Source organism: Rhodococcus sp. NPDC080181 (genome assembly GCF_040702225.1).
Taxonomy (GTDB): Bacteria; Actinomycetota; Actinomycetes; order Mycobacteriales; family Mycobacteriaceae; genus Rhodococcoides; species Rhodococcoides fascians.
The window spans coordinates 16,314-42,487 of the sequence record NZ_JBFBKN010000032.1 but is presented as its reverse complement, the minus strand read 5'-3'; the positions used below and the strand labels follow the sequence as shown (position 1 = coordinate 42,487).

Sequence of the window (26,174 nt, the reverse complement as noted above, 5' to 3'; positions counted from 1 at the left end):
TGTCGGTGCAGTTGTGGTAACCACACCGATACCGGAGGTCCTCACCTATCTGTCGCTGCCACGCCGTCCACAACGTCCCTGCTCATTACAACTAGGGCAGTATCTCCATTGCGTTGCTCGACGCTCTCGCACGCTCAGTCGCAGGGGTCCATCCCGGGCGTTGTGCTCCTTGGTGGCCATAATGGTTTTGCTTCCAACTGGATACATGGTCCGCGTGTGGAAAAGGTGGGGCGACGGAGGCGCAGACTGGAAGTGGATTGCCTCGGTATCATCGAGCGTTCACTCGTCCGAGCTGTGATCGGAAGTATCGAGGTGGAGTGCAGCACACGGTGCCGGACGTGATCTGCGCACTGGATTCGGGGCCACCAGCGTGCTCGTCGCCGAACCTGTCGGTGGGCTCGTGTTTCATGACGACCCATGAACAAGGTCCTGCGTGCGACGCTCGTCAGTGCGGTCGTCATCACCACCGTCATCGGAATCGCGTCGTTCGTGCTGAGTTTCGCCGCACTGTGGGATCTCGCCACGATGGCGGGCGTCCCGCGATCGCTGTCCTGGCTGTGGCCCGTGATCGTCGACGGCACAATTCTGCAGGCCACGATCTCCGTCATCGCACTCGCTCAATTCGAGGAACAACGCAGTGGCCGACGCTTCTTCTGGGGCGTGTTGATCACGGCGGCTCTGGTCAGTATCGGTGCAAATGCCATGCACGCCTTCATTTCCGACGCCGGAACATTGCATCCGGCATTATCGGCGGCCATTGCGACGGTCGCCCCGGTCAGTCTGTTGGCCGCGACACACGGACTCGGCATCCTCGTCCGAGTACCGGCCGAACTGCCGAACAATCCAGAGATCCCGGACGACGCCCGAAGCCTCACGCAGGCAGACGACGACACCGTGGCCGCCGACGTGGTGCCGCTGCAGACCGGGATCGAACCGAGACCGGAACCGGCTGAGCCCGCGTCTGCTGTGTCATCCACCCCGGTACCGGCCGCACCCGTCGAGGACGTTCGTCGCGATTCGCCGGCGCGCGATATTCCGTTCACGTCCGTGCGCACGGTCGAACCATTGGACGACGTCGATCGCTGGATTCTCGACGAAGAACGGGTGGACGATCTCTATCCCGTCGACGCTCCGTGACATCCGGTGGCACCATCGAGTGATGAGCCAGAATCTGCCGAGATCCGTAGTTCCCGAGAAGCCGAAGCCGGGTCAGGAGTCGGTGTGGGATTACCCCCGTCCACCGAAGCTCGAGTCCTCCAACCGTTCGCTGGTCGTCCGGCTCGGCGGCGAGGTGGTCGCGCGCACCACCGCCGCGTACCGAGTGCTCGAAACCAGCCATCCGCCCACCTGGTACATCTCGCCCGCAGACGTGGTTCCCGGCGCGTTGACGCCGTCCGAGGCCCGGTCGACGCACTGCGAATGGAAGGGCGCGGCGACCTACTGGGACGTGCACGGCGGCGACGCCGTGGCACCGGCCGCGGGGTGGAGCTACGAGAACCCGACACCGCGGTTCGCAGAGATCGCCGGCTACCTCGCGTTCTCACCCAGCCGACTCGACTGCGAAATCGACGGCGAGGCGGTCCGGCCGCAAGAAGGCGGTTTCTACGAGGGCTGGATCACCGACGACGTGGTCGGCCCGTTCAAGGGCATCCCAGGCTCCTACGGCTGGTGATCACTCACCCCGCTGGTAGCTCGGCGCGGGGGATGATCTGAATCGAACTCGTTGCGCCGGGGTCGCTGCCGGTCACCAGCACGTCCCCGGTGCGCGGGTCCACGGCAACGGAGTTGGCCTGTGTCACGGTCGGGACGTCGCCCAGGAATCGCGGTGCGGAGACGTCCGAAACATCGACCACGCGCAACAGATTCGACGCGGTCAACGTCACGAACAGCAGCGCCCGGTCGCGGTCGACGGCAAGTCCGTACGGATTTCCCGGGGCCTCGATCGACGCGGTCTGGCGAATACTCCCCGCAGCGTCGACCGAGGCGAGAAGAACGGTTCCGCCGTCGGTATCGGCGAACCCGGCCGTTGTCTCGTTCACCGTCACGGCGTGGGTCAGCTTGACGCCGATCGGGGCCTGCGCCACCTCCCGCTGGGTCGCGCCGTCATAGACCCACACACCGTTGCCCTGCACGTCTGCGACGGCGGCGTACGGGCCGAGAGCGGCAGCGCCACCGGGCTGGACCGGGCCCGGTGGAAGTTCCGACAAGACCGATCCCTCGCGCAGGAAGATCACCCCGCCGCCCATCTCGTTGGTGGCCACGATCGTGCCGCCGGAGGTGAGCACCGCGTCGTGCGGCTGCCGTCCGACACCCGTGGCCGTGGACAGGATCGCACCGTCGTTCAGCGCCACTTCGAGTAGTTCGTCACTGCCTTCGAGCGGGACCAGGACCGGGCCGTCGGGACCTGCCAGCGACAGGTGCCGGGGTGCGCCCGTCGTCTGGACCATCTGCCGGACGGCACCCGTCGCCGCGTCGAACAGCACCACGCCGTCGGGCTCGCGTACTCCGGCGGCGGCGATGCCCGACGTCCCCACGACGATGCCCTCGGGAGCCCCGGGGAGCGGAACGACAGTTCCGACCGGATCGGCAGAATCGGGTGCCTGGGCGGGTTCGGCTGCCGGAGTTGTTGCCGGCGTGGTTGCGGGCGAAGGGGATTCGTCAGGGGCAGAAGAGCACCCCACGAGCAGGAGGCACATGACCGTCGCCGCGGCGAGAGCGGTTTTCACGATCGGCGGTACTGCTCGAAGTGCAGGGCATCGTCCAGTGGACGCCCCGTGCGCCAGCCGAATCGCTCGAGATCCGGTACCTCCTGGAACGACTCGACCGGGCCCACACACAACCATGCGATCGGACGCACCGGGGCGGGGATGTCGAGCAGTTCGGTGAGGTACGCCTCGTCGTAGAACGACACCCAGCCGACCCCGACGTTCTCGGCTATCGCTGCGAGCCAGAGGTTTTCGATGGCCAGTACTGCCGAGAACAATCCGGTGTCGTCGACGGTATCGCGGCCGAGGACGTGCGGGCCTCCCCGGTTCGGGTCGTACGTGACCACCACTCCGGTACCGCTGGTCTCGATCCCTTCGATACGGATGGGGTCGAACGTCTGTCGGCGCTCGGAGTCGAGCTTGTCCGCGAAGTCCTGTCGGCAGTCGGCGACGTGTGCGGCGAAGGCGCTCAACGTGTCGGGTTTGCGGACCACTATGAAATCCCAGGGCTGGGTGTTGCCGACGCTCGGTGCCTGATGCGCTGCGCCGAGGATGCGGCGCAAGGTGTCGTCGTCGACGACGGTTCCGTCGAACTCGGCTCGCACGTCGCGGCGAGATCGAATGGCCGCGTATACCGACAGTGTGGCTTCGGTCATGATATCCGTTCTCCGATAACAGTTTTCAGGTTCTCGTTCAGTTCGTCGACGAGGGCGGGCAGGTGCTCGCCGGGGGTGGGGCGGCCCAGGTGGAAGCCCTGCGCCCGTCCGCATCGCAGCTCACGCAACACCGATACCGTCCTTTCGTCCTCCACGCCCTCTGCGGTCACCGACAGCCCCAGTGTGCGCGCCAGTTCGATGGTCGAGCGAACGATGGCGGCGTGAGTGGCATTGTGCGACATTCCGCTGACGAACGTTCGATCTATCTTGAGTTCCTGGACCGGGAGGCGCTCGATGTAGGCCAGAGAACTGTAGCCCGTGCCGTAATCGTCGATGGCGACCTGCACTCCCATGGCGTGCAGACCGGCCAGCACTTCCGTGGCACCGGCGGGGTCGGTCATCGCGGAGCTCTCGGTGACCTCCAAGGTCAACTGCTCTGCAGGGCAATCGAACTCGGACAGGACTCGGGACACGTGGAAGATCAGACTGTCGTCGAACAGGTTTCGAGTGGAGATGTTGACGGCCATGCGCAGGTTCAGGCCCGATGCTGCCCATCGCTGTCGTTCCGCCAGGGCTTGCTCGAGGACGTAGCGGGTCAGTGGGCGGATCAGTCCGGTGTGCTCGGCCGTGGGCAGAAATGCGCTGGGAGAGAGAATGTCTCCACTCGGGTGGTGCCAACGCAGCAAGGCTTCGACCCCCACCACGGTCATCGAGTCCAGATCGACCTGGGGCTGATAGCGCAGTCTCAGTTGATCCGACGCGAGGGCGGCGGTGAGCTCGCCCAGCATGATCAACTGCTCGCTCTTGTCCCGGTCCATGGACCGGTCGTAGTACGCGACGCGCGATTGCACGGTCTTCGCGGCCTGCACGGCGAGGTCGGCGCGCTGCACCAGACGGTCGGGTGTGGCGTCGTCCTCGGCGACGCGCGCCGGGGCGTTCGTCGCTACCCCCACGCTCGCTTCGATGAGCAACGACATGTTGCCCACTTCGAACGGCGTCGAGAATTGTTCCAGTATGTCGCGGGCGAGGGCTGCGGGATCCATCGAATCCGACTCACCACACAACGCGAATTCGTCACCGGCCAAGCGTGCCAACAGGATCGCGTCGTCGCCTACCGTGCGCAGTCGGGTGGCGACGGCGGCCAACACCTGATCTCCGAGGCCCCGTCCGAACGTGTCGTTGATTTCGGTGAAGCGGTCGATGTCGACCGTCAGCAACGTCGATTCACCGGCGTTGCCGTAGATCCGGTGTTCGAGAGCGCGCAGATTGGCCAGCCCGGTGAGGTGGTCGGTGTCGGCGACGGCGCGGAGCTGAACGGTCTGGGTGTGCAGCAGCCGCAGCAGGTCGGTGATGCGCAGGATCACCAGGACCACCAGAATGCCCGCGCACAGCATGACCGCCCATCCCCATTGTGCGATCGGCTTCTCGCGCACGACTTCGACGACCATCACGGCGGGGGCGGTGAGCGTGGCAGCGGTCAGCACGACGACGGACGGTGTGGTGAACGACGCCATCAGGTGGGCGTCGGATTCGATGGTGGGGCTGGTGATTCTCCGCATCGACGGGTGGAGTGCGGCGACGCCGATGAGCACGTAGGACAGCGTCCACCCCGCGTCGAGCAGCGAGCGGTCGGCCGAGGAATCGGACACGATGGAGAAGTTGTTGGCGGTGTCGGTGACGACGAGCAGGACCACCGCCGCGGTGAGCAGTCGGTAGGACAGTGCCCGCCACTGACGAGACCCGACGAAGTGGGCGAGCAACCCGAGCAGAAAGATGTCCATCGCGGGATAGGCGACGTCGACCAGCCCGGCGACGCCGGAGATGCCGTCCCCGTCCAGCGACGGTTGGACCGCAAAAACCCAGGTGAGCAGTGCGAATGCGACCATCACGATAGCGCTGTTGGCGATGTGGCCGCGTTCGCTCGCCCGCCACTTGTGCCGGACCAACAGGAACAGTCCGAAACCGTAGATTGGGTAGCCGACGAGGTAGAGCGCGTCGGCGAGCGACGGATAAGGCACGACGCCCCCGCCGGCGTGAAGCCACTCGTAGACGATGTCGCCGAGCACCCACACCGCGGTGCCCGCGGCGATGCTCCACCAGGCGGTTCGGTTGCGCGGACGGTTCAGTCTCGTTCCCACGATCGTGGCGGCGACGGCGGACGCCCCGACCACGACGAAGATCGATTGCGACCAGACGGAGTCGGGCACCGCGAAGTAGGCGATGCAGCCGAGTACGCCGAGTGCTCCGTACCACCGCCACCAGGCCGTCACAGTTGTCTCCAGCCGTTCGCGTGATCCGACGACTCAACAATGGCACATCAGGTGACCTGGGTCACTTTCTCGGGGTGTTTTTCGGGCTCGATGCAGGTAACGGGGATGTCGGTGCCTCGTGGGAGCATGAAAACGTGGAGTCGAGCGCCGGGAAGGCGAAGAGCGGGGAAGCGAGCATCATGCACGCCGATCTCGACTCCTTCTATGCCTCGGTGGAGCAGCGAGACGACCCGCGGCTGCGGGGAAAACCGGTGATCGTCGGCGGGGGAGTGGTACTCGCGGCCAGCTACGAGGCCAAGGCCTTCGGGGTACGCACCGCGATGAGCGGTGGGCAGGCGCGGGCGGTCTGTCCGCAGGCGATCGTCGTGCCTCCGCGTATGGAGGCGTACTCCCAGGCGAGCAAGGACGTGTTCGACGTCTTTCACGACACGACGCCGCTCGTCGAGGGAATCTCCATCGACGAGGCCTTTCTCGACGTCGGAGGCCTGCGTAAGATAGCGGGCAGCGCCCTCGACATCGGGCAGCAACTGCGCCGCGACGTCGCCGAACAGGTCGGGCTGCCCATCACCGTCGGGATTGCCACCACCAAGTTCCTGGCGAAGGTGGCCAGTGCGTTCGCCAAACCCGACGGGCTGCTGTTGGTGCCACCCGGTGGTGAACTCGAGTTCCTGCACCCGCTGAACATCGAAAGGCTGTGGGGCGTCGGCAAGGTCACCGCCGAGAAGCTGCACGTACTCGACATCAGAACCGTGGGAGACATCGCGGCCTACGGCGAGAGATCGCTGGCCTCGGTGTTGGGAAAGGGCGCAGGAGCGCACCTGTACGCACTGGCCATGGGACGAGATCCGCGCCGCGTGCAGCCCGGAAAGTCGCGCAGTTCCATCGGTGCCCAGCGGGCCCTGGGCCGCGGGCGGCACGACGCGGCCGAGGTGGAGGCGTCGTTGATCGGCCTCGTCGATCGCGTCACGCACCGAATGCGGGGCGCGCAGCGGACCGGCCGAACCGTGATGTTGCGCTTGCGGTTTGCCGATTTCACCCGGGCCACCCGATCGCACACCCTCGATCGCGCCACCGCCGACACCCGGGACATCCTCGATGCCGCACTCGAGCTGCTGCACGAGGCGGCTCCGCTGATCGCGGAGAAGGGCATCACTCTGGTCGGGGTGACGGTCTCGAGCATCGACAGGGGCGGAGCCGAGCAACTGGAACTGCAGTTCGACCCCCCCTCGGTACGTAGACCACCCGAGGCGTCGGCACTCGACCGTGCGTTGGACGGGGTGCACAAGAAGTTCGGGTCGACGTCGCTGACGCGCGGGGTACTGCTCGGACGAGACCCGGGGGTATCGGTACCGCTGCTGCCGGACTGACTACGTGCGCACCGTCGGCTGCACCCGAAAGCCCTCGGGCATCATGGTCAGCCGCTCCGTGACCTTCAGTCGATACGACGGGTCGGCCTGCAGATCGAAGCGTTGCAGCACGGTTCCGAGTACCAGTACGGCCTCATGGATGGCGAATTGCCTTCCGATGCATGCTCTTTCGCCCGTCCCGAAGGGCTTGTACACGTGCGCCGGCCGAGCTTTGATGCGGGCGGGCAGAAAGTTGTCGGGGTCGAATTTCTCCGGCCGATCGCCCCACACCGGATCTCGGTGCAGGGCCGTCGCGAGCACGATCGCCCAGTCTCCTGCCGCCATGGGGTAGCCGTCGCCGATGACGGTGTCGGCTCGTGCGCCGCGTCCGAACGCGGGAACCGTCGGCCACAGACGCAGTGATTCGTCCAGGACTCGGCGGACGTACCGGAGTTTGGGGACCTGGCCGAACTCGGGCTTGTCCGTCCCCCAGATCTCGTCCACCTCGGCCCGGGCACGTTCGAAGACCTCGGGGTGGGTGGCCAGGAAGTACAGTGCGAAAGACAATGCACCAGAGGTGGTCTCGTGCCCGGCGATCAAGAACGTCAGAATCTGGTGGCCGATGTTGGCTTCGCTCAGGGCATTCGGGTTGTCGGCCTCGCGCGCCGCGTCCATCATGATCTGCAGTAGGTCGGTGAAGTCCCCGTCGGACTGTCGACGAGTACGTACGACGTCGGTGAGTACCTCGGCCAGGTACTTCTTGTTCTGCTCGTATCGGCGGTCCGATCGGGCGAACAGCGGCGCGGCGAACGCCGGGATCGATACCAACGCCCGCCGTTGGCTGTACGTCAGTGCGCCGACCATCGCGGACACGAACGGGTGTGGTTCGGCGCGGGTGAACGAGCCGAAGCTGTAGCTGAATCCGGTGCGTCCGATAGTCTCGAGCGTCAGCTTCGTCATGTCCGAGGACACATCGGTCGTCGACGCGTCGCGCGAACGCTCGCTCCAGTGCTCGATCAGATCGTCCGCGACGTTCACCATGATGTCGTGGTAGCCGCGCATGGCTCCGGCGGTGAACGCCGGCCGCAGCAGATCGTGGGCCCGTTGCCAATTGGGCTCGTCGTTGTAGGCGGTGAACAGGCCGTCGGCACCGATGTCGCGGAGGCGCTCGACGCCCGGCGGCAGGAACTTCTCGAAGCGGCGTTCGTCGCAGAGATCGCCGACCACGTCGGCACCCGAGGCGAAGACGAAGCGCTTGCCGAGGATGTGGCGCTCGAACATCGGTCCGAGCCGTGCGGCCAGAGCGGTCGAATCCTGGATCGGCGAGCGCGGGTCGACACCGATGACGTCGCCCAGTATCGGCAATCGATACGGCGGATGCGGTAGTGCGCCGTCTCGTAGTGCGAATTCCGTCGACATGGCCGCTCCTCAGTCCCCGAACCGACTCGTTGAACCGGTGTCAAATAGTGACCGTACTCACCGTTGAACTCGTGTCAAGTAAGGTTCGAAACCCCATGACCACACCTCGAAAACGCATGACACCGGAGCAGCGGCGTGCGCAGCTGATCGAGATCGGGTCGACCCTGTTCGCCGAACGTCCCTACGAGGACGTATGGATCGAGGAAGTGGCAGACCTGGCCGGGGTCTCACGGGGTCTGATGTACCACTACTTTCCGTCCAAGCGGGAGTTCTTCGTCGAGATCGTGCGCACCGAATCCGAGCGCAACCTCGCCGTCACCGCCCCGGACCCCTCGTTGCCGGTCCTCGAGCAGATAGCCGCCGGACTCGACGCCTACATCGCCTACACCGACGAGCATGCGCACGGCGTCCGAGCGGTCAATCGAGGCGCGCTGCTCGGAGACGACCGCATCAACGACATTCTCACGCGCGAGTTCGACATCCAGCAGCAACGCATTCTCGACGCGCTGCCGGACGAGTTCCACGACGACGAGATGATCCGGGCCGCGCTCCGCGGGTGGGTGGCATTCGTCCGCGCGGTCTGTCACGACTGGGTGGAGCGCAGGACTCTGAAGAGGGAACAGGTTCGCGAGCTGTGCCTGAAGGCGATCGCAGGTCTTCTCGAGGTGTGACCTGCGGGTCTATCGTCGGGGAATGTGCCGAAACATCACCACCCTGCGGGGATTGGAACCACACGCCACCGACGACGAGATCGAGGCTGCGGCGCGTCAGTACGTCCGCAAGATCAGCGGTGTGCAGAAGACGTCCGACGCCACCCGTGACGCGTTCGAGACGGCAGTCGCCGAGGTGACGGCCACGACGCATCGGCTGCTCGACGCCCTGCCGGACCGGCGGCAGCCACCTCCGACGGTGCCGCCGCTCAGGCGTCCGGAAGTGCAGGCGCGGGTTGCCGCCAAGGCGGCTGCCGGGGCCTGATGCGCGCTAGCAGACCACTGCATCGAATGGATGGTTTTCCGCAGAATCGGACGCGCGATCGGGGTCGAGGGTGGCAAACTGGTCGAGTCAGGCGAAGGGGGTGACGATGACCGATCGACGACGACGACGCACGTTCGATTCCCGAGACGGTGACGCCGAGGTCGCCGAGCCGCTGCTGCGAGCGGTGTTGTCCTACGCGCCCCGCGACGAGTCCCCGATGCCTCATCCTTCCGAGGGCATCACCTTGCGGGCCGAGAACGGATCCGGTTCGATCCGCCTGGAATTGGCCATCGCCGACGATCTCGGGGTAGGCGTACCGGGACCGTTCGGATCCAGATTCTACGAATGTGGATCGTTCGAAGTGGTTGTGCCGCAACGGGACTCACGCGAGGGTGCGTTGTTGATGATTCACCTGCTCGAAGCCCAGGCTCCGCATCGATTCGACTTCACCGCATCCATGCCTGCGTGCTGGGAGTTGCGGCTCGAGCGAGACGGCTCCGTATCGGTGCTCGACGACACCGGCGACGCAGTGATATTCATCGGTCGCCCTTGGGCTTTCGACTCCGACCTGCACCCGGTGCACGTGTACTACACCATCGAGAACGGCCTGTTGGTGCAGAATGTCGGAGCTACGTCCGACACCGGATACCCCATTCTCGTCGACCCTGATCCCGAGGCGATCATCACCGGAGACGGCAGGCTCGTCACCGAGAGCTGGACACCGCGGCTGGTCGTCGGAGGCATCGTCGAGGACCTCCCGCCGCGGTCGATCTCCGGCCGAAAGATCATTCCCGGCTGAAAAGTGTTGTAGCGCAGTCAGAACGGATCGTGCTGAATGTGCTCCATCGGCGTACCGACCTTGCGCAGTGCGTACAGCGTGGTGCGCACCATCGACGGCGACCCACAGATCTGAATCTGCCGATCGGCCCACGAGCCGAACCGCGTCACCACCTTGCCCACCGGGCCGTGCAGTCGATGATGCATGCCCCACGGTAGTTCGGGCGTCGGACCCGAGTGCCACCACGGATCCTCGAGCTCCTCGGTCACCGGCACCACCGTCAGCCACGGATTCGACAACGACAGCTGCCACAGTGTGTCGAGGTCGTAGAGGTCGCACGGATACGTCCCACTGACGAACAGATGCACCCGCGGATTGGTGCTGCGCTGGGCCATCTCCATCACCTGCGCGCGTAACGGTGCCAGACCGGTGCCCCCGGCGATCATCAACACGTCCTCGCCGATCGTGCGATCGACGTGCATGCCGCCCAGCGGCGGGCTGATCAGCCAACGGTCGCCGACAGTCGTTTCGGTGACCATCGCCGGTGATACCCAGCCCCCGGATACGCGTCGAACATGGAACTCGATCTCGCCGTAGGGGTTGCTGGGAATGGCAGGGGACAGGTAGCGCCACAGTTTGGGCCGCTGCGGAATCTGCACACTGACGTACTGGCCGGGGAAGTACGGAATCTCCCCGTCGGTCTTCAGTCGCACCACGGCCAGGTCGTCGAGCAGGCGGTGATGTTCGACGACCGTCGCGCTCCAATACGGGGGCAGTTCGTCGTTGTCGGCGGCGGCGGCCATTGCGTTGCTGACCACGGTGAGGGCATCTCGCCAGGCGGTCTCGACCTCGTCGGTCCACATCTCGGTGCCGGCGAAGCTCCGGAAGGCGCTGATCAGCGCCGAACTCCCCGCCCGGAAATGTGCCCCGGAAATTCCGTGCTTGCGGTGGTCCCGGCCCAGCTGTTCGAGGAACGGCTCGACGCGGTCGGCGTCGTCCAGATTGTCGAAGATGTACCCCAGTGCCAGAACGAAATGCTCGCGCAATGCGTCCATCGACGCCGGGAACAGGGAACGGAAGTCGGGATACTCGGCGAAAAGGTGAGCGTAGAACGACCGGGACAGCTGTTCGGGACCGTTCGGTGCAGCCGCTACCGACTTGAATCCGGTGCGGACCAGGGAGACCGTGCGTGCGTCGAGCAACCTCCACCCCCACCGATTGACACCTTCGACCGTCACCAAAGTAGACCGATCGAGACTTTCGCGCATCAGGGCATCGCGTACGAAAAGAATCAAGGTTGAGCGGAACAGACTCAACTTGTCTATGGTTGTACCCAGCGACACGCTCGAACCCCACACTGGAAAGAAGGTGACCGGTGGACAGTTTCACTCCCACCACGAAGTCGCAGGCAGCACTTTCGGCTGCCCTGCAGGCCGCATCCGCGGCCGGTAACCCGGATATTCGTCCGGCACATTTGTTGGTGGCGTTGCTCGATCAGACCGACGGCATCGCCACACCATTGCTGAAGGCCGTCGGCGTCGACCCCGCAACGGTGCGTCGAGAAGCGCAGAACCTCGTCGACCGCCTGCCCTCGGCGTCCGGTTCGACCACCACTCCGCAACTCGGCCGTGAAACCCTCGCCGCGATCACCGCAGCGCAGCACCTGGCCACCGAACTGGACGACGAGTTCGTCTCCACCGAACACCTCATGGTGGGTCTCGCGACCGGAAACGACGACGTCGCCAAGCTCCTCTCCGGCCATGGTGCCGGAGCCAACGAGCTGCGCAACGCGTTCCAGGCGGTCCGCGGCAGTGCCCGCGTCACCAGCGCGGATCCGGAGAACACCTACCAGGCGCTGGAGAAGTACAGCACCGACCTGACGGCGCTCGCCCGAGAAGGCAAGCTCGATCCCGTCATCGGCCGAGACACCGAAATCAGGCGTGTCGTCCAGGTGCTGTCCCGACGCACCAAGAACAATCCCGTTCTGATCGGTGAGCCCGGTGTCGGCAAGACCGCCATCGTCGAAGGACTCGCGCAACGCGTCATCGCCGGCGACGTGCCCGAAAGCCTGCGAGGCAAGACCGTCGTATCCCTCGATCTCGGTTCGATGGTCGCCGGCGCGAAGTTCCGCGGTGAGTTCGAGGAACGGCTCAAGGCCGTGCTCGACGACATCAAGAACTCCGCCGGTCAGGTCATCACGTTCATCGACGAGCTGCACACCATCGTGGGCGCGGGAGCCACCGGCGACTCGGCGATGGACGCGGGCAACATGATCAAGCCGATGCTTGCTCGCGGCGAGCTCCGACTCGTCGGCGCGACCACCCTCGAGGAGTACCGCAAGTACATCGAGAAGGACGCCGCCCTCGAACGCCGCTTCCAGCAGGTCTACGTCGGGGAGCCGTCGGTCGAAGACACCGTCGGCATCCTGCGCGGACTCAAGGAACGCTACGAGGTGCACCACGGCGTCCGCATCACGGACTCCGCCCTGGTGGCCGCCGCGACCCTCAGCGACCGGTACATCACGGCCCGGTTCCTGCCGGACAAGGCCATCGACCTCGTCGACGAGGCTGCATCACGTCTGCGCATGGAGATCGACTCGCGCCCCGTCGAGATCGACGAGGTGGAACGAGCCGTCCGTCGCCTCGAGATCGAGGAGATGGCCCTGGCCAAGGAGACCGACGACGCATCGAAGGCCCGGCTGGACAAACTGCGTCAGGAACTTGCCGACCTGCGGGAGAAGCTGGCCGAGCTCAGCACGCGGTGGCAGAACGAGAAGAACGCCATCGACTCGGTGCGGGTGCTCAAGGAAGAACTCGAGAACCTTCGCGGAGAATCCGATCGCGCCGAACGCGACGGTGATCTCGGCAAGGCCGCCGAACTACGGTACGGCCGGATCCCGACCCTGGAGAAGGAACTCGCGGCCAAGACCGAGGACTCACCTGCCCAGGGCGACGTGATGCTCAAGGAGGAGGTAGGCCCGGACGACGTCGCCGACGTGGTGGCGGCGTGGACCGGAATTCCGGCCGGCCGAATGCTGGAAGGCGAGACCGCCAAACTGCTGCGGATGGAAGACGAACTCGGCAAGCGAGTCGTCGGACAGAAAGATGCAGTGCAAGCGGTGTCCGACGCCGTCCGACGGGCCCGTGCCGGGGTGGCCGACCCGAACCGTCCGACGGGCTCGTTCCTGTTCCTCGGACCCACCGGCGTCGGTAAGACCGAGCTCGCGAAAGCGTTGGCGGAGTTCCTCTTCGACGACGAACGCGCGATGGTCCGCATCGACATGAGCGAGTACAGCGAGAAGCACGCCGTTGCTCGGCTCGTCGGCGCACCTCCCGGCTACGTCGGCTACGAGGCCGGCGGGCAGCTGACCGAGGCGGTACGCAGGCGTCCGTACACGGTGGTGCTCTTCGACGAGGTGGAGAAGGCACACCCGGATGTGTTCGACATCCTGCTGGCCGTGCTCGACGAGGGCAGGCTCACCGACGGTCAGGGCCGCACGGTCGACTTCCGCAACACGATCCTGATCCTCACCTCGAACCTCGGTGCCGGCGGTACCAAGGACGAAGTGATGGACGCGGTGCGGCGCTCGTTCAAGCCCGAGTTCGTCAACCGGCTCGACGACGTCGTCGTGTTCGACGCACTGTCGGAGGACCAGCTCGAGTCGATCGTCGACATCCAGCTCGGCTTCCTCGCGAACCGTCTGGCAGCTCGTCGACTGACTCTCGACGTGTCGTCGCCGGCCAAGATGTGGCTGGCCGTACGCGGTTACGACCCGCTGTACGGTGCTCGACCGCTTCGCCGACTGATTCAGCAGGCAATCGGCGACCAGCTGGCGAAGCTCCTCCTCGCCGGTGACGTGCACGACGGAGACGTGGTGCCCGTCAACGTCAGCCCCGACGGCGAACGGCTCATCCTCGGCTAGCGCCCGAGCCGGCAACCAGCCCGAGCAGGCCCGCACGAACGTCTCGTGCGGGCCTGCTGTCGGTTGCCACTGTCGACGTTCTCGGCGTGGGTACCCTCGTGGAATGACAAATCCGGACGACCCGCGAGCACCCCGAGATCGCGATCAGGACGCGGCGCAGCAGCCGGAGTCATCCCAGCCGACCCAGGACTACGGGCACCCAGGCGCCCAGCAGTACCCGGATGCCCAGCAGTACCCGGATGCCCAGCAGTCTCCGGGCGCTCAGCCGACGGAGGCGTATCCGACCCAGGCCTACGGCAACCCCGACCCGCAGGCGTACCCACCGGGCTACCAGCCGACGCAGGCGTTCCCGCCCTTCGACCCGGCGCAGCAGGCGGCCGCGAATCAGGCCTACGGACAGGCCCCGGGATACGACACCCAGCAGTTCGGTCACACCCAGCAGTTCGGGCAACCGCAGCAGTTCGGGGGCACCCAGCAGTTCGGGGGTGCGCCGCCGCCGCAGGAGCCGAACAGCGTCGATTCCGGCAGTAAGGGGCCCCGTCCGTGGGTTCTGGCGCTGATCGGGCTCGTTGTGCTCGTCATCGTCGTCTCGTTCGGGATTGCGTTTCTGAGCGGAGGGCGCGACGAACCGGGCACCACCGCCGCGGCACCGTCCACCTCCATCCGGCCCTCGCCGTCCAGCGCGCCCATGACCACGCCGCGGCCCACGGAATCGGGTGCGACAACCACACCCGAGCTCATCCCCGGCGGTATTCCCGAGATCCTCGGCCAGCTCGGCTCATCGGTGGGAACGATCAACGCCAACGACGGTTCGACTCTGACGCTCGACGGCCTCGACGGCGCTCCGGTCACAGTGCAGACCACACCGCAGACCCAGATAATCTCGTTGTCCGGTCGCGATCTCGCGTCGTTGGCCGTCGGTGCTTTCGTCGTGGTGCAGGGCGAGGCCGTCGAGAACGGAATCATCCGTGCGAACGTCATCATCGAGACCCCCAAGCTCGGAGGGTAAGGCGGGAGTGGAGCCCGCGGAATGACCCGCAGCTCTCCGTGCGGCTCCTATGACCGTTCACAGGAGTCGGCGGCCGTGGACGGGCGCGAGGTGGAAGTCGATTAAGGTGGTTCGCGATGACGGCAATGTGGTTCGGCCTGGCGGTAATTGCACTCGTGGGCGCAGCAGCGCTGCTCTACATCGACCGATCCAAGCGAGATCGATCCGGTCGGGTACGGCAGATGTGGGCCAAGGCCCAGGGGTACGAGTACCGACCCCACGACCGAGAGCTGGTCACCCAGTTCTCGCGCGCCGCGCTGTCCAAGCCCGAGTTCGATGTGGCTCTCGGCGTCGTCACCGGAGTTCGGCGTGGTGAGGAGTTCGTACTCTTCGACGTCGAGGAGACGGGCACCATCGTGGCCGTCCAGCGTTCCGTCGGCTCCGATGTCGATATCGACCTGAGGCCCCGCTCGACGCCACCTCCGCGCGACGAGGACATGCAACTTCTCGGGTCCATCGGACCGCGAGTGGTGTTCGCCACCGACGTCGACATCGCTCGTCGTGTCTGTGACCAGCGGATGGCTGCGTTCACCGAGTCGATTCCCGAGAATCTGCAGCTGTTGTGGAGTGAACAGGACTGGACTCTCGGATCGATGCCCCTGACCAGCTCGGGGCGCGATTGGGATGCCGCGATCGATGCGGTGGCGCGACTGTCGGGGATGCTGCACGTTCTGCCGCCGGTCCGCGGTAGCGCGGTGTACGGCTCGCGTCCGGGCGGCGGCGAGTCCGTTCGTGATCGAAGCGATCCGGGTCGACCGTTGGTGCAGGAACCGCGCGTCGGGCCGCCCCGCAACCAGCAGTCCGGGAACGTCCCGCCGCGCGGTGTGGAGCCGCGCAGTGTCGAGCCTCGCGGTGTGGAGACGAGAAGTCCTGCTGCCGATTCTCGTCCGCAGCAGGCGACTCGACGGCCGAGTCCACCGAGGCCGGATCAGAGCGGACCGCAGGCCACGCGATCGGTGAATCCGGTGCGACCGGTGCCGCGTCCGCCCGTGTCCCGTCCGATTCCGTTCGATGCGGATCGGCGACGCAACCAACCCTGATCATTCTCGGGCGTGCCTACCGGCCTCGGCGGCTGGGCACCGTTAAATTCGTACCTCGTGACGGTTTTCTCGGGCGTTGTGGTCCTTGTGCTGGTACTCGTCGTTCTCGGTTACGTCCTGAGTGTGGTGCGCCGCCTCGCGCGGTACCGCGGTCTGGCCGAGCAGAGCGCACGGCTCGTCGACATCGAGCTCGAGCGTCGATACGAGCAACTGCAACCGTTTCTGACTGCGGCCGAGTCGGCGGACCTGTCGGGCGACCTGCTGCGTCAGCTCGCCGGAGCGCGTTCGTGGTCCAAGGCAGTCCGTGATCGCGGACTGGGCCTGCAGGCGCAGGCTGCCGCCGAGAACGCTCTGTCCGCCGCCTTCCATGCGGTTCTCGACGACGCCGAAGCGCGCCGCAGTGTCGTCGGCAACTGGGCGTTCCAGGGGCCGGCCGGCGACCTGACGGTCACCGAGAAGCGGATTGCCGGCGCGGTGCGGGTGTACAACGACACGGCGTATCAGCTGTCCGAGGCCGTCGGATCGTTCCCCTCGTCGCTGGTCGCGAAGGCTCGATCGGTGACCGCGCCCGAACCGTTCGTCGAAACCAAGGAGTCCCTGGACGAGCACCGCGCCGCCGAGGTCGCCGCCTAGGGGAGCGCTGCGCCCAGTACCCGGGTGCGGGTGGTCGAGAATCTCGGTGGGTAAGTTCGTACCGACCCGACCGCCTCATGGCACGACGAGAGGAACCCGAACATGGCTGACAGCGCTGCGAATTCGGACAGGCAGGAACTGGCCGATCTGGTGAAAGAGCTCGCCGTCGTGCACGGGAAGGTGACGTTGTCCTCGGGCAAGGAAGCCGACTACTACGTAGATCTGCGTCGGGCGACCCTCCATCATCGCGCAGGTGCATTGATCGGTTCGCTGATGCGCGAACTCGTCGCCGACTGGGATTTCGCGTCGGTCGGCGGTTTGACGATGGGCGCAGATCCCGTCGCGATGGCGATCATGCACGCGCAGGGCCGGCCGATCGACGCATTCGTGGTGCGCAAGGCAGCGAAGGCGCACGGCATGCAGCGTCAGATCGAGGGACCGGACATCGTCGGCAAACGTGTTCTCGTAGTGGAAGATACGACGACGACCGGCAATTCGCCCCTGACCGCAGTTCGAGCCCTGCGCGACGCGGGCGCGACGGTGGTCGGGGTCGCCACAGTCGTGGATCGGGCGACGGGTGCGGACGATGTCATCGCCGCCGAAGGGCTGGTATACCGATCACTGCTGGGCTTGGCAGACCTCGGTCTGTAGCCACTGTCGCGGCCGGACCGGGGGCCCGGCCGCGACAGTGATTGTCTACAAGCCTGTTTCAGCGAATCAACTGCGCGACGACGACGAAGTTGTCGTCGGTAGGCTCGCCGCCTTGGACGTCGCAGTTGGCCAGGATCAATCGACCGGGTACCGATTTGCGCAGTTCGTTGTCTGCCAACAGTGATCCCTTCGGCAGGGGTCCTACGGTTTCGACTGCGTATTCCAAGGTGCCGCTCGAGGTACGCAGCACAACGGTGTCGCCAGGGGTTACCACCCGCAATGCCTTGAACGGGGCGTCCCGCTTCGAATAGTTGTGTCCGGCAACAACTACCGTCTGCTCGGTCGAGGTGCCCGGCATGCCACTCTCGGCCCACCAGGCCGGTAGTTCGTCCACCGGGTTCAGCACCTGCCCGCTTTCCCCGCCGCGATAGAGGGGGTCCGGATGAATGGGACTGCTCAGATAGGTCGACCCGTCCGCCGAGCGCAGCTCGATGTACTCCGGTCGAGAGGGGGCGACATCGCCCGTCGGTGCAGCCCCCGAGATCTGTGACTGCACCGGCGAACGATCGGGTGCGGCGATCCCGACTTCGCCACTCGCACAACCTGATACGAGAAGAACGAACGTCAGGATCGCCGTCCACAGCCAGCGGGTGTTACGAGGTGGCATCGGTGGAGCTGCGGCGACGCAGGTAGAACGCGCCACCGGCAGCTGCGACGACGACCACGCCGACACCGGCCAGGATCACCGGGGTGTTCGACGAGCTGTCCGAAGCGCCCGACGCCTCGTTCGAGGAATCGCCGAGTGCCAGATCGACCGGCGGGAGCTCTCCGGCCACGCTGACGACGCCGTTGTCGTCGGTGGTGAAGTAGTCCGCGACGGTGAAGGATCCGTCCTCGTTCTTGACGCCGACGAGCGAGACTCCGGTCTCGTCGACGACGACGGTGTTCTCGTCGACCTCGGTGACGGGTACGTCTTCCTTCACGGTGTTGCCGAGGTTGATGGTCCACTCGAACTTCGGTCCGCTGGCTGCCAATTCGGCTGCCTCGGCCTTGAGATCGGCCTCGGCCTTCGCCTTGGCGTCGGCTTCGGTCTTGGCGGCCGTTGCGGCGTCCTGAGCCGTCTTCAGCGTGGCTGCTGCCTCCGTGGCCTTGGTCTTGGCGGTCGCGGCTGCGTCGGTCTTGGCCTGCAGGTCGGCGTTCGCCGTCTCGACGGCCGTATTCGCCGTCACCAGTGCCGCTGCGGCTGCGTCGGCCTTGGCCTGCAACTCGGCGACATCGGCGTCCGACGGCGCGGAATCGAGTGCAGCCTGGGCAGCGGTTGCCGCCTCGGCCTTGGCGTCGGCATCGGCCTTTGCTGCGTCGGCTGCAGTGCGGGCGTCGGCTGCGGCTTTCTCGGATGCAGTGTCTTCACCGGCTGCGGCCTCGGCTGCGGCTTCGAGGTTCTTCGCGTTCTGCTCGGCCACTGCAGCCACTGCGGCAGCGGTCTGAGCCTCGATGTTCAGTGCCAGCGACTTCGCGGCAGTGGCAGCGGCAGCGCGAACTGCAGCGGTCACCTTGGTGAGGTTGAAGTTCTTGAACGAATCCTGAACAGCGGTAACGGAATCCGCGAGCGCCTTGTTCGATGCGTCGGCTTCGACCTTGGCGGTGGCGGCGAGTTCGGCCTTCGCGTCGGCGTCTGCGCGAGCCGCCTCGGCTGCGGCGGTGGCCTCGGGGTCGCCCGAGACGGCTGCGGCTTCGAGCTCTTTCGCCTTCGCCTCTGCCTCGGCTGCGACTGTTGCAGCGCTGTCGGCGGCGGCCTTGGTTTCGTCGGCCTTGGTCTTCAGTTCGGCAGCGGTGTTCTTCGCTGCGGTGACCGCTGCGCTCGCTGCTGCGCTCTCGACCTTGGCGTTCGAGGCGGCCGTGACGGCGGCCTTGGCCTTGACGTCTGCCTCGGCAGCAGCAACTTCTGCCTTGGTGGCGTCGGTGCTCGCGGTGGCCTCGGCTGCCTTGGCCGTCTCGAGTCGTACCTGGGCGGCAGCCGATGCGGCTGCGGCTTCCTTGCTGGCGGCCTCGGCGTCGGCGATCGCCTTCTTCTCGGCGTCGGACAACTGCGGAATGACGTCGAGATTGACTGTGGCCGTGCCGTCTTCGTTGAACACGACGCCGCCGGTGATCTGCGGCAGTGGACGAACGGCGGAGGGGGCTTCGGGTGTCGGGACTGCGGCTGCGGCGGCCGCGGCTGCGTCCTCGGACGTGACGGCCGGGACAGGAGCGTCGATCTGTCCTTCGGCTGTTGCGGTGCCCGATCCTTCTACTGCGGCACCCTGTTGGCCTGTGGGAGCGGCGGGTTCGACGCCTTCGGATTCTTCGCCCGCCGGTGCTTGAACCTCGGAGCTTTCCGGCGTACTGGGCTCCTGAGCACTGGCGATTCCCGGTGCGGCGATGGACAGGGACAGTGCCATGGCGGCCCCGGCTGCGGCGAGGCGCGCCTTCTTGGACCTGGCGATCGACTTCTGCGACATGGAGATTGTGGCCCTTCGGTCAGTGGCAGCAGTGAGCTGCGCGCACCCGTCCTCCCACGCGGAACGAGTGTTGTTGGTGAGTCACACGAACAACCGTGATGACGTGACCGTAAACCAACCGGACGGTACATCGAACCGAAAAGTCCTTTACTGAGGTATTGGTTACCAAAGTGTTACTGATGAGACGGATGTGACGAATGAGGCCATTGATACACGCCGACGGCCGAGAGTGATGCTCTCGGCCGTCGGATCCAGCGGTTGATCGGAAGGCTCAGTCGCCTACTGTCACCGCGCGGGCTTCGTCGATGCTGTGTGGTGCCGGCTCGTGTTCGTCCACGTGGGAGAGGACTTTTCGGCCGGTCGCCAGGACGACGATGGCCAGGGCCGTGCAGGCCGCGCCGACCCAGAACGGGACGTGCATGTTGGATTCACCGAGCTTGCCGGCCAGGTAGGGAGCGGCGGCACCGCCGGTGAAGCGGACGAAACTGTAGGCCGCCGACGCGGTCGAGCGCTCCACCGGCGCCGAGATCATGACGGTCTCGGTGATCAGAGTGTTGTTGACGCCCAGGAACAGGCCAGCCACGACGGTTCCGACGATCAGGACGGTCTTGTTCTCGGTGAACATCGCCATGACGCCGAGGTCGACGGCGAAGAGCAGGAGCGAGAGCATCATCATGTTCAGCGTTCCGTAGGCCCGCTGCAGTCTCGGTGCGATGAACACCGATGCCACGGCCAGGCAGAGGCCCCAACCGAAGAAGATGAAACCGATCGAGTAGGTGCCCATGTCCAGGGGGAACGGGGTGTACGCCAGCAGGGTGAAGAATCCGTAGTTGTAGAGCAGTGCGGTGATGCCGACGGTCAGCAGTCCGCGGTGTCGCAGTGCCCGGAACGGATCGAGGATCGACGTGGTGTGCGCGGGCTTGGGGGTGTCCGGGAGCATGACGATCAGCAGGATGAATGCGATGGCCATCAGTACCGCGACGCCGAAGAACGGTCCGCGCCAGCTGAATCCGCCGAGTAGGCCGCCGACCAGCGGGCCGGTTGCGATTCCGATGCCCAGTGCGGCCTCGTAGAGGATGATCGCGCGGGCGACGCCGCCGGATGCTGCGCCGACGATGGTCGAGAGCGCCGTGGCGATGAACAGGGCGTTGCCCAGTCCCCAGCCGGCGCGGAATCCGATGATCTCGCCGACGGAACCGGACATGCCGGCGAGGGCGGCGAAGACCACGATGACGGCCAGGCCGGCCAGCAGTGTGCGCTTGGGCCCGAATCGGCTGGACACGACGCCGGTGATGAGCATCGCGACGCCGGTGACGAGCATGTAGCTGGTGAACAGCAGCGACACCTGAGACGGCGAGGCGTGCAGTTGTTCGCCGATCGGCTTGAGGATCGGGTCGACCAGACCGATACCCATGAAGGCGATGACGCTGGCGAACGCGACGGCCCACACGGCGCGCGGTTGCTTCAGCAGGCTGTCGGGGGAGGTGCTGGTGGTCACGAAAGAGTTCCTCTCTTTTCCCGATCGACGGGTTCGAGGATGCTGCGAAGCTCGCTCAGGCCGTCGGTCAATTTCTGGATTTGTTCCGGGTCTCGGTCGGACAGGTACGGGACGAGTCCGTCGACGATGTGACGGCGACTCGCGGCGAGCCACCGATGGCCGGCCTCGGTCATCTCGACGAGCACGGCCCTCGAGTCGTCGGGGTCGGACGTCTTGGTCACCAGGCCGTTCTTGCCCAACTTCGCGAGCAGTGCCGTGGCCGAGGGCTGCGAGCATCGGTCCAACTCGGCGAAGGTGCTGATGCGCAAGGGCTGATACTCCTCGAGCAGCGACAGTGCCCGCATCCACGCTCTGGGCCATTCGTCGCTGCCGAACCGGGCAGCCAAGCGAACGAAGCGTGACGAACTGGTGACCAGCTCCGAGACCAGATCTTTGAGGTCGTCGTGGGAATGGCTCACCGGTTTATTGTTACATACACTAACTATCTATCGCAATGCGAGGCTCACCTGCCGTTGAAATCGGGTGGGGTGAGCTCGGGGAGTGAGAGCGGATCAGTGTCGACTCAGTAGATCGGCGATCTCGCGATCCCACTCGGCGTTTCGGCGCCCGTCATATCGGAAGCGCATGACGTAGTAGAAGCCGATCAGCGCAGTGGCCGCCAGGATCCAACTTCCGACGGCACTGAAGATCGCGGCAGCGACGACATCCGACGAGGTCAGTGGCCGCAGGCTCAGCTCGCCGGCGTCGTTCACCCAGATCTGAGCGGTCGTACCTACCGGCGACCCGGTGTCGACGCTGACGCGGCCGGTGTGCTCGACGCCTCGGTAGACCCACTGCGAGGGAACGGCCGTCACGGCTCCACCGTTGGTGGAGTCGAAGCTGGTCGCGGCAGTCGGTGCCACGGTTGCGACATCGGTCGTGGTGGCCGTCACCTGGTGGATCGACGTGCGCTGCTCATCGAGTCGTTGCTGCTGCTCGGAGTAGGCACCGGTGCCGATCCACAGCGAGAACGGCACCATGACGATCAACAGGGTGACGACCCAGCGCTTGATCTGTGCCTGGCGGAGGTCGCAGTCGCGGAGAAGCGGATTGGGGTAGCCGGCGACCTCGTCACCTGCGATGCGAGTGTGCCCGGTGAGTTTGCGGCGCATGATGGTCCCCAGTGCTTTCGAAAATGATCCGACCGACCTGTCCACGATGCCCACGCTCACTGCGAGTATCAAGCGATAGGGGTCAGGGTCACATGTGACGGTCGTTATGACGGATTCGCCCCGGAAAGGTCGGAAGTGAACTTCGATCGGGTGGGATGTGCCCGCGTTGCCGCGTCGGTAGCAGGTGCGGTGACAGTGCTCGGGGCGTGGACGGGCTCGGCACGGCTGCAGAAGATTGCCAAGCCGCTGATCGTTCCTGCATTGGCCACCGCCCTCGATCCAGCACACGACCGGGTGCTGGCGACGGGTCTGGTCGCCGCCACCATCGGCGACGTGCTGTTGATCGACCCGGACGACGACTCGGCGCTCGAACTCGGTGCCACTGCATTCGGAGTCATGCAGAGTTGCTACACGTTTCTGCTGTGGCGTCGTGGTGCGCGACCGGTTCTGCTGGACGCCGTTCCGCGATACGCGGGCTGGCTGGCCGCGTCGATCCTGCTGGCTCGACGCCAACCGGCGGTCGCCCCGACCCTGTCGGCCTACGGCGGCGTGCTCGCGACGACGTCGACGTTGTCTGCGCGGTCGGTCTCGCGTGGGGGTGATCGCCGGCTCGTCGTGGGCGGCATCCTGTTCACGGTGTCCGACGCGCTGATCGTCCACCGACGACTGTTCCTCACCGACGAACGGCAGCGCCGCACGGCGGAGGCGGTGATCCTGTCCACGTACGTGGCCGCTCAGATGCTGCTCGTCGACGCCCTGGCCACTACTCGTCGACGCCGTGACGGGGAAGCAGCAGAACCCGCTCTCGATGGGCCGGGTCCACTCGAACAGCGATGACCGTGCCCGGCTCGAAGTGTGCGGTGTCGGCTCGGGGAATGCCGTAGACGATCTTGCCGAAGTAGCTGCTCGAGCCCGGCACGGTGAACTCCAGGTCCAGCTCGGCGGTGTCGTCGTCGATGCGCCGGATCGCGTCCACCGTCGCCCACCCCTCGACGCCGTGTTCGATCAGATCCTTCTGCTCGCGCGTGGGGCGTCCGGCGATCATCATGGCCAGGCCGAGGGCCGCGCCGAATCCGGCCACCAGGGCTGCCAACTGGTACGGCAATGTGCCGGGCGGGGTCTTGTCCACGAGCCAGCCGATCCAGACTGCCAGCACTATCGAATAGCCGATCGCCACGACGACGACGGCTCGCACGATCCTCGAGTCGTTCACTTCGGTACTCCTGTGCCGTCGGGAGACGGCGTTCGATCGATCGGAGATTGGGGGTTACTCGTAAGTAGGGTTACATGTACGGTGATCGATGTGACTCGACCTACTGTCTTCATCTCAGGTGCCGCGGCCGGCATCGGCCGTGCAACGGCACTCAAGTTCGCTGCCAACGGTTACCTCGTCGGTGCGTACGACATCGACGAGACCGGTTTGGCGTCACTCGGCAAGGAAGCTGCTTCGCTCAGCGGTCGAGTGTTCACCGGTACTTTGGATGTAACCAACTCCGACCAGTGGGAAACCCGGTTGAAGGAGTTCGTTGCCGAGGGTGACGGTCGACTCGACATCCTGATCAACAACGCCGGAATCCTCGCTGCAGGGGCCTTCGAAGACATGCCGCTCTCGGTGCATCGCCGCCAGATCGACATCAACGTCAACGGCGTCGTCTACGGCACCCACGCTGCATTCCCCTACCTCAGGGACACCCCGGGCGCGCAGGTCGTCAACCTGTGCTCGGCCTCGGCCATCTACGGTCAGCCCGAGTTGGTGACGTACGGCGCATCCAAGTTCGCGGTACGTGGCATCACCGAGGCGTTGGATCTCGAATGGAGCAAGTACGACATCGCGGTCAAGGCCATGTGGCCGCTGTTCGTCCAGACGGCGATGACCGAGAAGATCTCGACGGGCACCACGAGCTCGTTGGGCATCAAGCTCACCGTCAAAGATGTGTCCGACGCGATCTTCGACGCCACCCGTCCGGTGAAGCGTCGGTTGCACAAGGTGCACTTCCCGGTCGGACTGCCCTCCAAGGCGCTCTCGCTCGGTTCACGGTTCTCGCCTGCGTGGCTCACCCGTGAAGTCAACCGCCGTCTGAGCCACACCTAGAACGCCGCACCGGACGATGCCGGCGCTGCGCCGGTATCGTCTGTCTTTCGAGCAGTAGGTGTCGAAAGGTGGGTCGGGTTTTCTTCATGCTGAGCACGGTGCGGTCGAGCAGGACAAGACAATTCGGGACAGTGCGATTCGGAACGGTGCGGGCGTGGGCGGTCGCTGTCGGGGTCGGGTCGGCGCTCGTCCTCACCGGCTGCAGTAGCGAGTCGGCTGCGCAAGCGCCGCCTCCGTCGTCGACCACCACCCCCGTGCCGACCACCACGACGACCGCACCGACCACGACTCCGCCGCCGGTGACGACCACGTCGGAAGCGCCGCCGCCCCCGCCGGTCGAACCACCCCCACCGGTCGCGGAGCCGCAGACGACGTATGCCGCGATCGGCGGGGCCTATTACTTCACCTCGCCCGACGGACTGTTCCAATGCGGCATCGTGCCGCTGTCGAGTCGCACCGAGGCCGGGTGTCAAGGTACGACCACCCCGGTCCCGCCGCGGCCCGACGACTGCATGATCAACTGGGGCAACGGTATTCGCGTGACCAACGACGGTCCCGCGGCATTCATGTGTTCCGGGGGAGTGGTGTACACCTCGGGTGGCGAATCGATGGATCCGCCGCTGGCTGTCGGTGCGACCATCGCCGAGGGTGGCTACACCTGTACCTCGGCCGAGAACGGTATCTCGTGCGCGAACGACGCCACCGGTCACGGATTCCGGATCGCGCCCGACAGTAACGAAATCTATTGAGCGAGAACGAGATCGACGGCCAACCGGCCGAAGCCGGTCCCACCGAATGGGGTGAGAACCCGAACGGCGTCGGCCCGTGGTCGGACACCCACGACGAGCCGCCGCCCGACGACCCGCGGCTGGACCCCGAACTGCTCGCCGCCGGTGATCGACGCAATGTCGTCGACGCATATCGATACTGGCGACGCGAGGCCATAGTCGCCGACATCGACACTCGCCGTCATTCACTGCACGTCGCCATCGAGAACTTCGCGAACGACGCGAACATCGGCACCGTGGTGCGCACGGCCAACGCTTTCGCTGCACAGGCGGTGCACATCGTCGGGCGGCGTCGATGGAACCGTCGCGGCGCGATGGTCACCGACCGGTACCAACACATTCACCACCACGATTCGGTGGAGGCGCTGATGGCGTTCGCCGAGGACCAGGGACTCGTCGTCGTCGCCGTCGACAACACCCCGGGCTCGGTGCCGATCGAAACGGCTGAATTGCCGCGCAACTGCCTGCTGCTGTTCGGTCAGGAGGGTCCCGGCGTCTCCGATAGCGCGCGGGAGTCCGCGTCCATGACGGTCTCGATCGCGCAATTCGGGTCGACACGCAGCATCAATGCCGGTGTTGCGGCCGGGATTGCGATGCACTCGTGGATTCGTCGCCACGCCGATCTCGATACCGCATGGTGAAGACAGGGCCTTACCAGGACGGGATGTAACGGTTCGGCAACGGTAGTGGCAGGATTGCGG

At 65.7% G+C, this 26,174-nt stretch carries 26 protein-coding genes; 15 read left to right on the top strand and 11 right to left on the bottom strand.

The window, feature by feature from the left end; all coding sequences use genetic code 11:
- Window positions 1-417 precede the first annotated feature (417 nt).
- A complete protein-coding gene (locus AB0O58_RS24170; RefSeq protein WP_094715158.1) occupies window positions 418-1,137 on the top strand; it encodes a DUF2637 domain-containing protein in 720 nt (239 codons plus the stop codon).
- Window positions 1,138-1,159: 22 nt separating this feature from the next.
- Window positions 1,160-1,672, top strand: coding sequence for a DUF427 domain-containing protein (locus AB0O58_RS24165; protein ID WP_032364925.1), 513 nt, complete (start codon window positions 1,160-1,162; stop codon window positions 1,670-1,672).
- A 4-nt stretch (window positions 1,673-1,676) separates the two neighbouring features.
- Here the strand turns inward: AB0O58_RS24165 and AB0O58_RS24160 are convergent, their stop codons facing one another.
- From AB0O58_RS24160 to AB0O58_RS24150, 3 genes are read right to left on the bottom strand one after another with little or no spacing between them, the layout of a single operon-like run.
- On the bottom strand, window positions 1,677-2,726 hold the full coding sequence (locus AB0O58_RS24160) for a hypothetical protein (RefSeq protein WP_363799374.1): 1,050 nt from the start codon (window positions 2,724-2,726) through the stop codon (window positions 1,677-1,679).
- On the bottom strand, window positions 2,723-3,346 hold the full coding sequence (gene bluB / locus AB0O58_RS24155) for a 5,6-dimethylbenzimidazole synthase (RefSeq protein ID WP_205912975.1): 624 nt from the start codon (window positions 3,344-3,346) through the stop codon (window positions 2,723-2,725). The genes AB0O58_RS24160 and bluB overlap by 4 nt, the downstream gene beginning before the upstream one ends.
- A gap of 11 nt (window positions 3,347-3,357) precedes the next feature.
- Window positions 3,358-5,631, bottom strand: coding sequence for a bifunctional diguanylate cyclase/phosphodiesterase (locus tag AB0O58_RS24150; RefSeq protein WP_363799376.1), 2,274 nt, complete (start codon window positions 5,629-5,631; stop codon window positions 3,358-3,360).
- A 134-nt stretch (window positions 5,632-5,765) separates the two neighbouring features.
- On the opposite strand from AB0O58_RS24150, the gene dinB reads away from it, so the two are divergent.
- Entirely contained in the window at window positions 5,766-6,998 is a 1,233-nt protein-coding gene (dinB, locus tag AB0O58_RS24145; RefSeq protein WP_322544812.1) for a DNA polymerase IV, read from the top strand.
- On the opposite strand, the gene AB0O58_RS24140 is transcribed toward dinB, so the two are convergent.
- Window positions 6,999-8,396 (bottom strand): cytochrome P450, encoded by a 1,398-nt coding sequence (locus AB0O58_RS24140; protein ID WP_322544813.1) that lies wholly within the window; start codon window positions 8,394-8,396, stop codon window positions 6,999-7,001. It lies immediately after the preceding gene.
- A 95-nt stretch (window positions 8,397-8,491) separates the two neighbouring features.
- On the opposite strand from AB0O58_RS24140, the gene AB0O58_RS24135 reads away from it, so the two are divergent.
- From AB0O58_RS24135 to AB0O58_RS24125, 3 genes are all read left to right on the top strand, one after another.
- A complete protein-coding gene (locus tag AB0O58_RS24135) occupies window positions 8,492-9,067 on the top strand; it encodes a TetR/AcrR family transcriptional regulator (RefSeq protein ID WP_027494321.1) in 576 nt (191 codons plus the stop codon).
- Window positions 9,068-9,089: 22 nt separating this feature from the next.
- The gene (locus tag AB0O58_RS24130) at window positions 9,090-9,371 is read left to right on the top strand and encodes a DUF2277 domain-containing protein (RefSeq protein ID WP_167329267.1); all 282 of its coding nucleotides are present in this window, start codon (window positions 9,090-9,092) and stop codon (window positions 9,369-9,371) included.
- Between the two features lie 106 nt (window positions 9,372-9,477).
- Window positions 9,478-10,170, top strand: a complete 693-nt coding sequence (locus AB0O58_RS24125; protein WP_366238882.1) for a hypothetical protein — start codon at window positions 9,478-9,480, stop codon at window positions 10,168-10,170.
- A gap of 17 nt (window positions 10,171-10,187) precedes the next feature.
- Here the strand turns inward: AB0O58_RS24125 and AB0O58_RS24120 are convergent, their stop codons facing one another.
- A complete protein-coding gene (locus AB0O58_RS24120; protein ID WP_366238883.1) occupies window positions 10,188-11,351 on the bottom strand; it encodes a globin domain-containing protein in 1,164 nt (387 codons plus the stop codon).
- A 173-nt stretch (window positions 11,352-11,524) separates the two neighbouring features.
- On the opposite strand from AB0O58_RS24120, the gene clpB reads away from it, so the two are divergent.
- From clpB to pyrE, 5 genes are all read left to right on the top strand, one after another.
- Window positions 11,525-14,071 (top strand): ATP-dependent chaperone ClpB, encoded by a 2,547-nt coding sequence (clpB, locus tag AB0O58_RS24115; RefSeq protein WP_366238881.1) that lies wholly within the window; start codon window positions 11,525-11,527, stop codon window positions 14,069-14,071.
- Window positions 14,072-14,174: 103 nt separating this feature from the next.
- Window positions 14,175-15,080 (top strand): DUF5666 domain-containing protein, encoded by a 906-nt coding sequence (locus AB0O58_RS24110; RefSeq protein WP_366238880.1) that lies wholly within the window; start codon window positions 14,175-14,177, stop codon window positions 15,078-15,080.
- A gap of 116 nt (window positions 15,081-15,196) precedes the next feature.
- Complete coding sequence (locus AB0O58_RS24105; RefSeq protein WP_094717223.1) at window positions 15,197-16,159, top strand: hypothetical protein; 963 nt, start codon at window positions 15,197-15,199, stop codon at window positions 16,157-16,159.
- A 57-nt stretch (window positions 16,160-16,216) separates the two neighbouring features.
- Window positions 16,217-16,792 carry a LemA family protein gene (locus AB0O58_RS24100; RefSeq protein ID WP_032364932.1) on the top strand — a complete coding sequence of 192 codons (576 nt, stop codon included), beginning with the start codon at window positions 16,217-16,219 and terminating at the stop codon, window positions 16,790-16,792.
- 102 nt (window positions 16,793-16,894) lie between these two features.
- The gene (gene pyrE / locus AB0O58_RS24095; RefSeq protein ID WP_032406552.1) at window positions 16,895-17,443 is read left to right on the top strand and encodes an orotate phosphoribosyltransferase; all 549 of its coding nucleotides are present in this window, start codon (window positions 16,895-16,897) and stop codon (window positions 17,441-17,443) included.
- Window positions 17,444-17,501: 58 nt separating this feature from the next.
- Here pyrE and AB0O58_RS24090 read toward each other — a convergent pair whose 3' ends face one another.
- From AB0O58_RS24090 to AB0O58_RS24070, 5 genes are all read right to left on the bottom strand, one after another.
- On the bottom strand, window positions 17,502-17,999 hold the full coding sequence (locus AB0O58_RS24090) for a class F sortase (RefSeq protein WP_235579901.1): 498 nt from the start codon (window positions 17,997-17,999) through the stop codon (window positions 17,502-17,504).
- Window positions 18,000-18,096: 97 nt separating this feature from the next.
- Entirely contained in the window at window positions 18,097-19,944 is a 1,848-nt protein-coding gene (locus tag AB0O58_RS24085) for a hypothetical protein (protein WP_283550536.1), read from the bottom strand.
- 271 nt (window positions 19,945-20,215) lie between these two features.
- The gene (locus tag AB0O58_RS24080) at window positions 20,216-21,442 is read right to left on the bottom strand and encodes an MFS transporter (protein WP_057472648.1); all 1,227 of its coding nucleotides are present in this window, start codon (window positions 21,440-21,442) and stop codon (window positions 20,216-20,218) included.
- Window positions 21,439-21,900, bottom strand: a complete 462-nt coding sequence (locus AB0O58_RS24075; protein WP_032364936.1) for a MarR family transcriptional regulator — start codon at window positions 21,898-21,900, stop codon at window positions 21,439-21,441. Before AB0O58_RS24075 ends, AB0O58_RS24080 begins: the two co-directional genes overlap by 4 nt.
- Before the next feature lie 93 nt (window positions 21,901-21,993).
- On the bottom strand, window positions 21,994-22,638 hold the full coding sequence (locus tag AB0O58_RS24070; RefSeq protein ID WP_155289523.1) for a hypothetical protein: 645 nt from the start codon (window positions 22,636-22,638) through the stop codon (window positions 21,994-21,996).
- A 90-nt stretch (window positions 22,639-22,728) separates the two neighbouring features.
- Between AB0O58_RS24070 and AB0O58_RS24065 the strand changes: the two genes are divergently transcribed.
- On the top strand, window positions 22,729-23,430 hold the full coding sequence (locus AB0O58_RS24065; protein WP_283550534.1) for a lysoplasmalogenase: 702 nt from the start codon (window positions 22,729-22,731) through the stop codon (window positions 23,428-23,430).
- Here the strand turns inward: AB0O58_RS24065 and AB0O58_RS24060 are convergent.
- Window positions 23,357-23,806 carry a hypothetical protein gene (locus tag AB0O58_RS24060; RefSeq protein ID WP_027494309.1) on the bottom strand — a complete coding sequence of 150 codons (450 nt, stop codon included), beginning with the start codon at window positions 23,804-23,806 and terminating at the stop codon, window positions 23,357-23,359. The genes AB0O58_RS24065 and AB0O58_RS24060 overlap by 74 nt on opposite strands.
- 90 nt (window positions 23,807-23,896) lie before the next feature.
- Here AB0O58_RS24060 and AB0O58_RS24055 point away from each other — a divergent pair, with 90 nt between their 5' ends.
- The 3 genes from AB0O58_RS24055 (at window position 23,897) to AB0O58_RS24045 (ending at window position 26,114) form a co-directional block, all read left to right on the top strand.
- Window positions 23,897-24,685: an SDR family oxidoreductase gene (locus AB0O58_RS24055; protein ID WP_027494308.1), complete on the top strand. Its 789-nt coding sequence runs from the start codon at window positions 23,897-23,899 to the stop codon at window positions 24,683-24,685.
- A gap of 131 nt (window positions 24,686-24,816) precedes the next feature.
- Complete coding sequence (locus AB0O58_RS24050) at window positions 24,817-25,434, top strand: DUF6636 domain-containing protein (RefSeq protein WP_230593449.1); 618 nt, start codon at window positions 24,817-24,819, stop codon at window positions 25,432-25,434.
- On the top strand, window positions 25,431-26,114 hold the full coding sequence (locus AB0O58_RS24045; protein ID WP_045841394.1) for an RNA methyltransferase: 684 nt from the start codon (window positions 25,431-25,433) through the stop codon (window positions 26,112-26,114). The genes AB0O58_RS24050 and AB0O58_RS24045 overlap by 4 nt, the downstream gene beginning before the upstream one ends.
- Window positions 26,115-26,174: the final 60 nt, after the last annotated feature.

Bases quoted from the DNA above. Each gene is read 5' to 3' on its own strand.
- AB0O58_RS24135 (WP_027494321.1), top strand. From the start codon at position 8,492: ATGACCACACCTCGAAAACGCATGACACCGGAGCAGCGGCGTGCGCAG.
- pyrE (WP_032406552.1), top strand. From the start codon at position 16,895: ATGGCTGACAGCGCTGCGAATTCGGACAGGCAGGAACTGGCCGATCTG.
- AB0O58_RS24085 (WP_283550536.1), bottom strand. From the start codon at position 19,944: ATGTCGCAGAAGTCGATCGCCAGGTCCAAGAAGGCGCGCCTCGCCGCA.
- AB0O58_RS24130 (WP_167329267.1), top strand. From the start codon at position 9,090: ATGTGCCGAAACATCACCACCCTGCGGGGATTGGAACCACACGCCACC.
- AB0O58_RS24105 (WP_094717223.1), top strand. From the start codon at position 15,197: ATGACGGCAATGTGGTTCGGCCTGGCGGTAATTGCACTCGTGGGCGCA.
- AB0O58_RS24110 (WP_366238880.1), top strand. From the start codon at position 14,175: ATGACAAATCCGGACGACCCGCGAGCACCCCGAGATCGCGATCAGGAC.
- AB0O58_RS24140 (WP_322544813.1), bottom strand. From the start codon at position 8,396: ATGTCGACGGAATTCGCACTACGAGACGGCGCACTACCGCATCCGCCG.
- AB0O58_RS24170 (WP_094715158.1), top strand. From the start codon at position 418: ATGAACAAGGTCCTGCGTGCGACGCTCGTCAGTGCGGTCGTCATCACC.
- AB0O58_RS24125 (WP_366238882.1), top strand. From the start codon at position 9,478: ATGACCGATCGACGACGACGACGCACGTTCGATTCCCGAGACGGTGAC.
- AB0O58_RS24165 (WP_032364925.1), top strand. From the start codon at position 1,160: ATGAGCCAGAATCTGCCGAGATCCGTAGTTCCCGAGAAGCCGAAGCCG.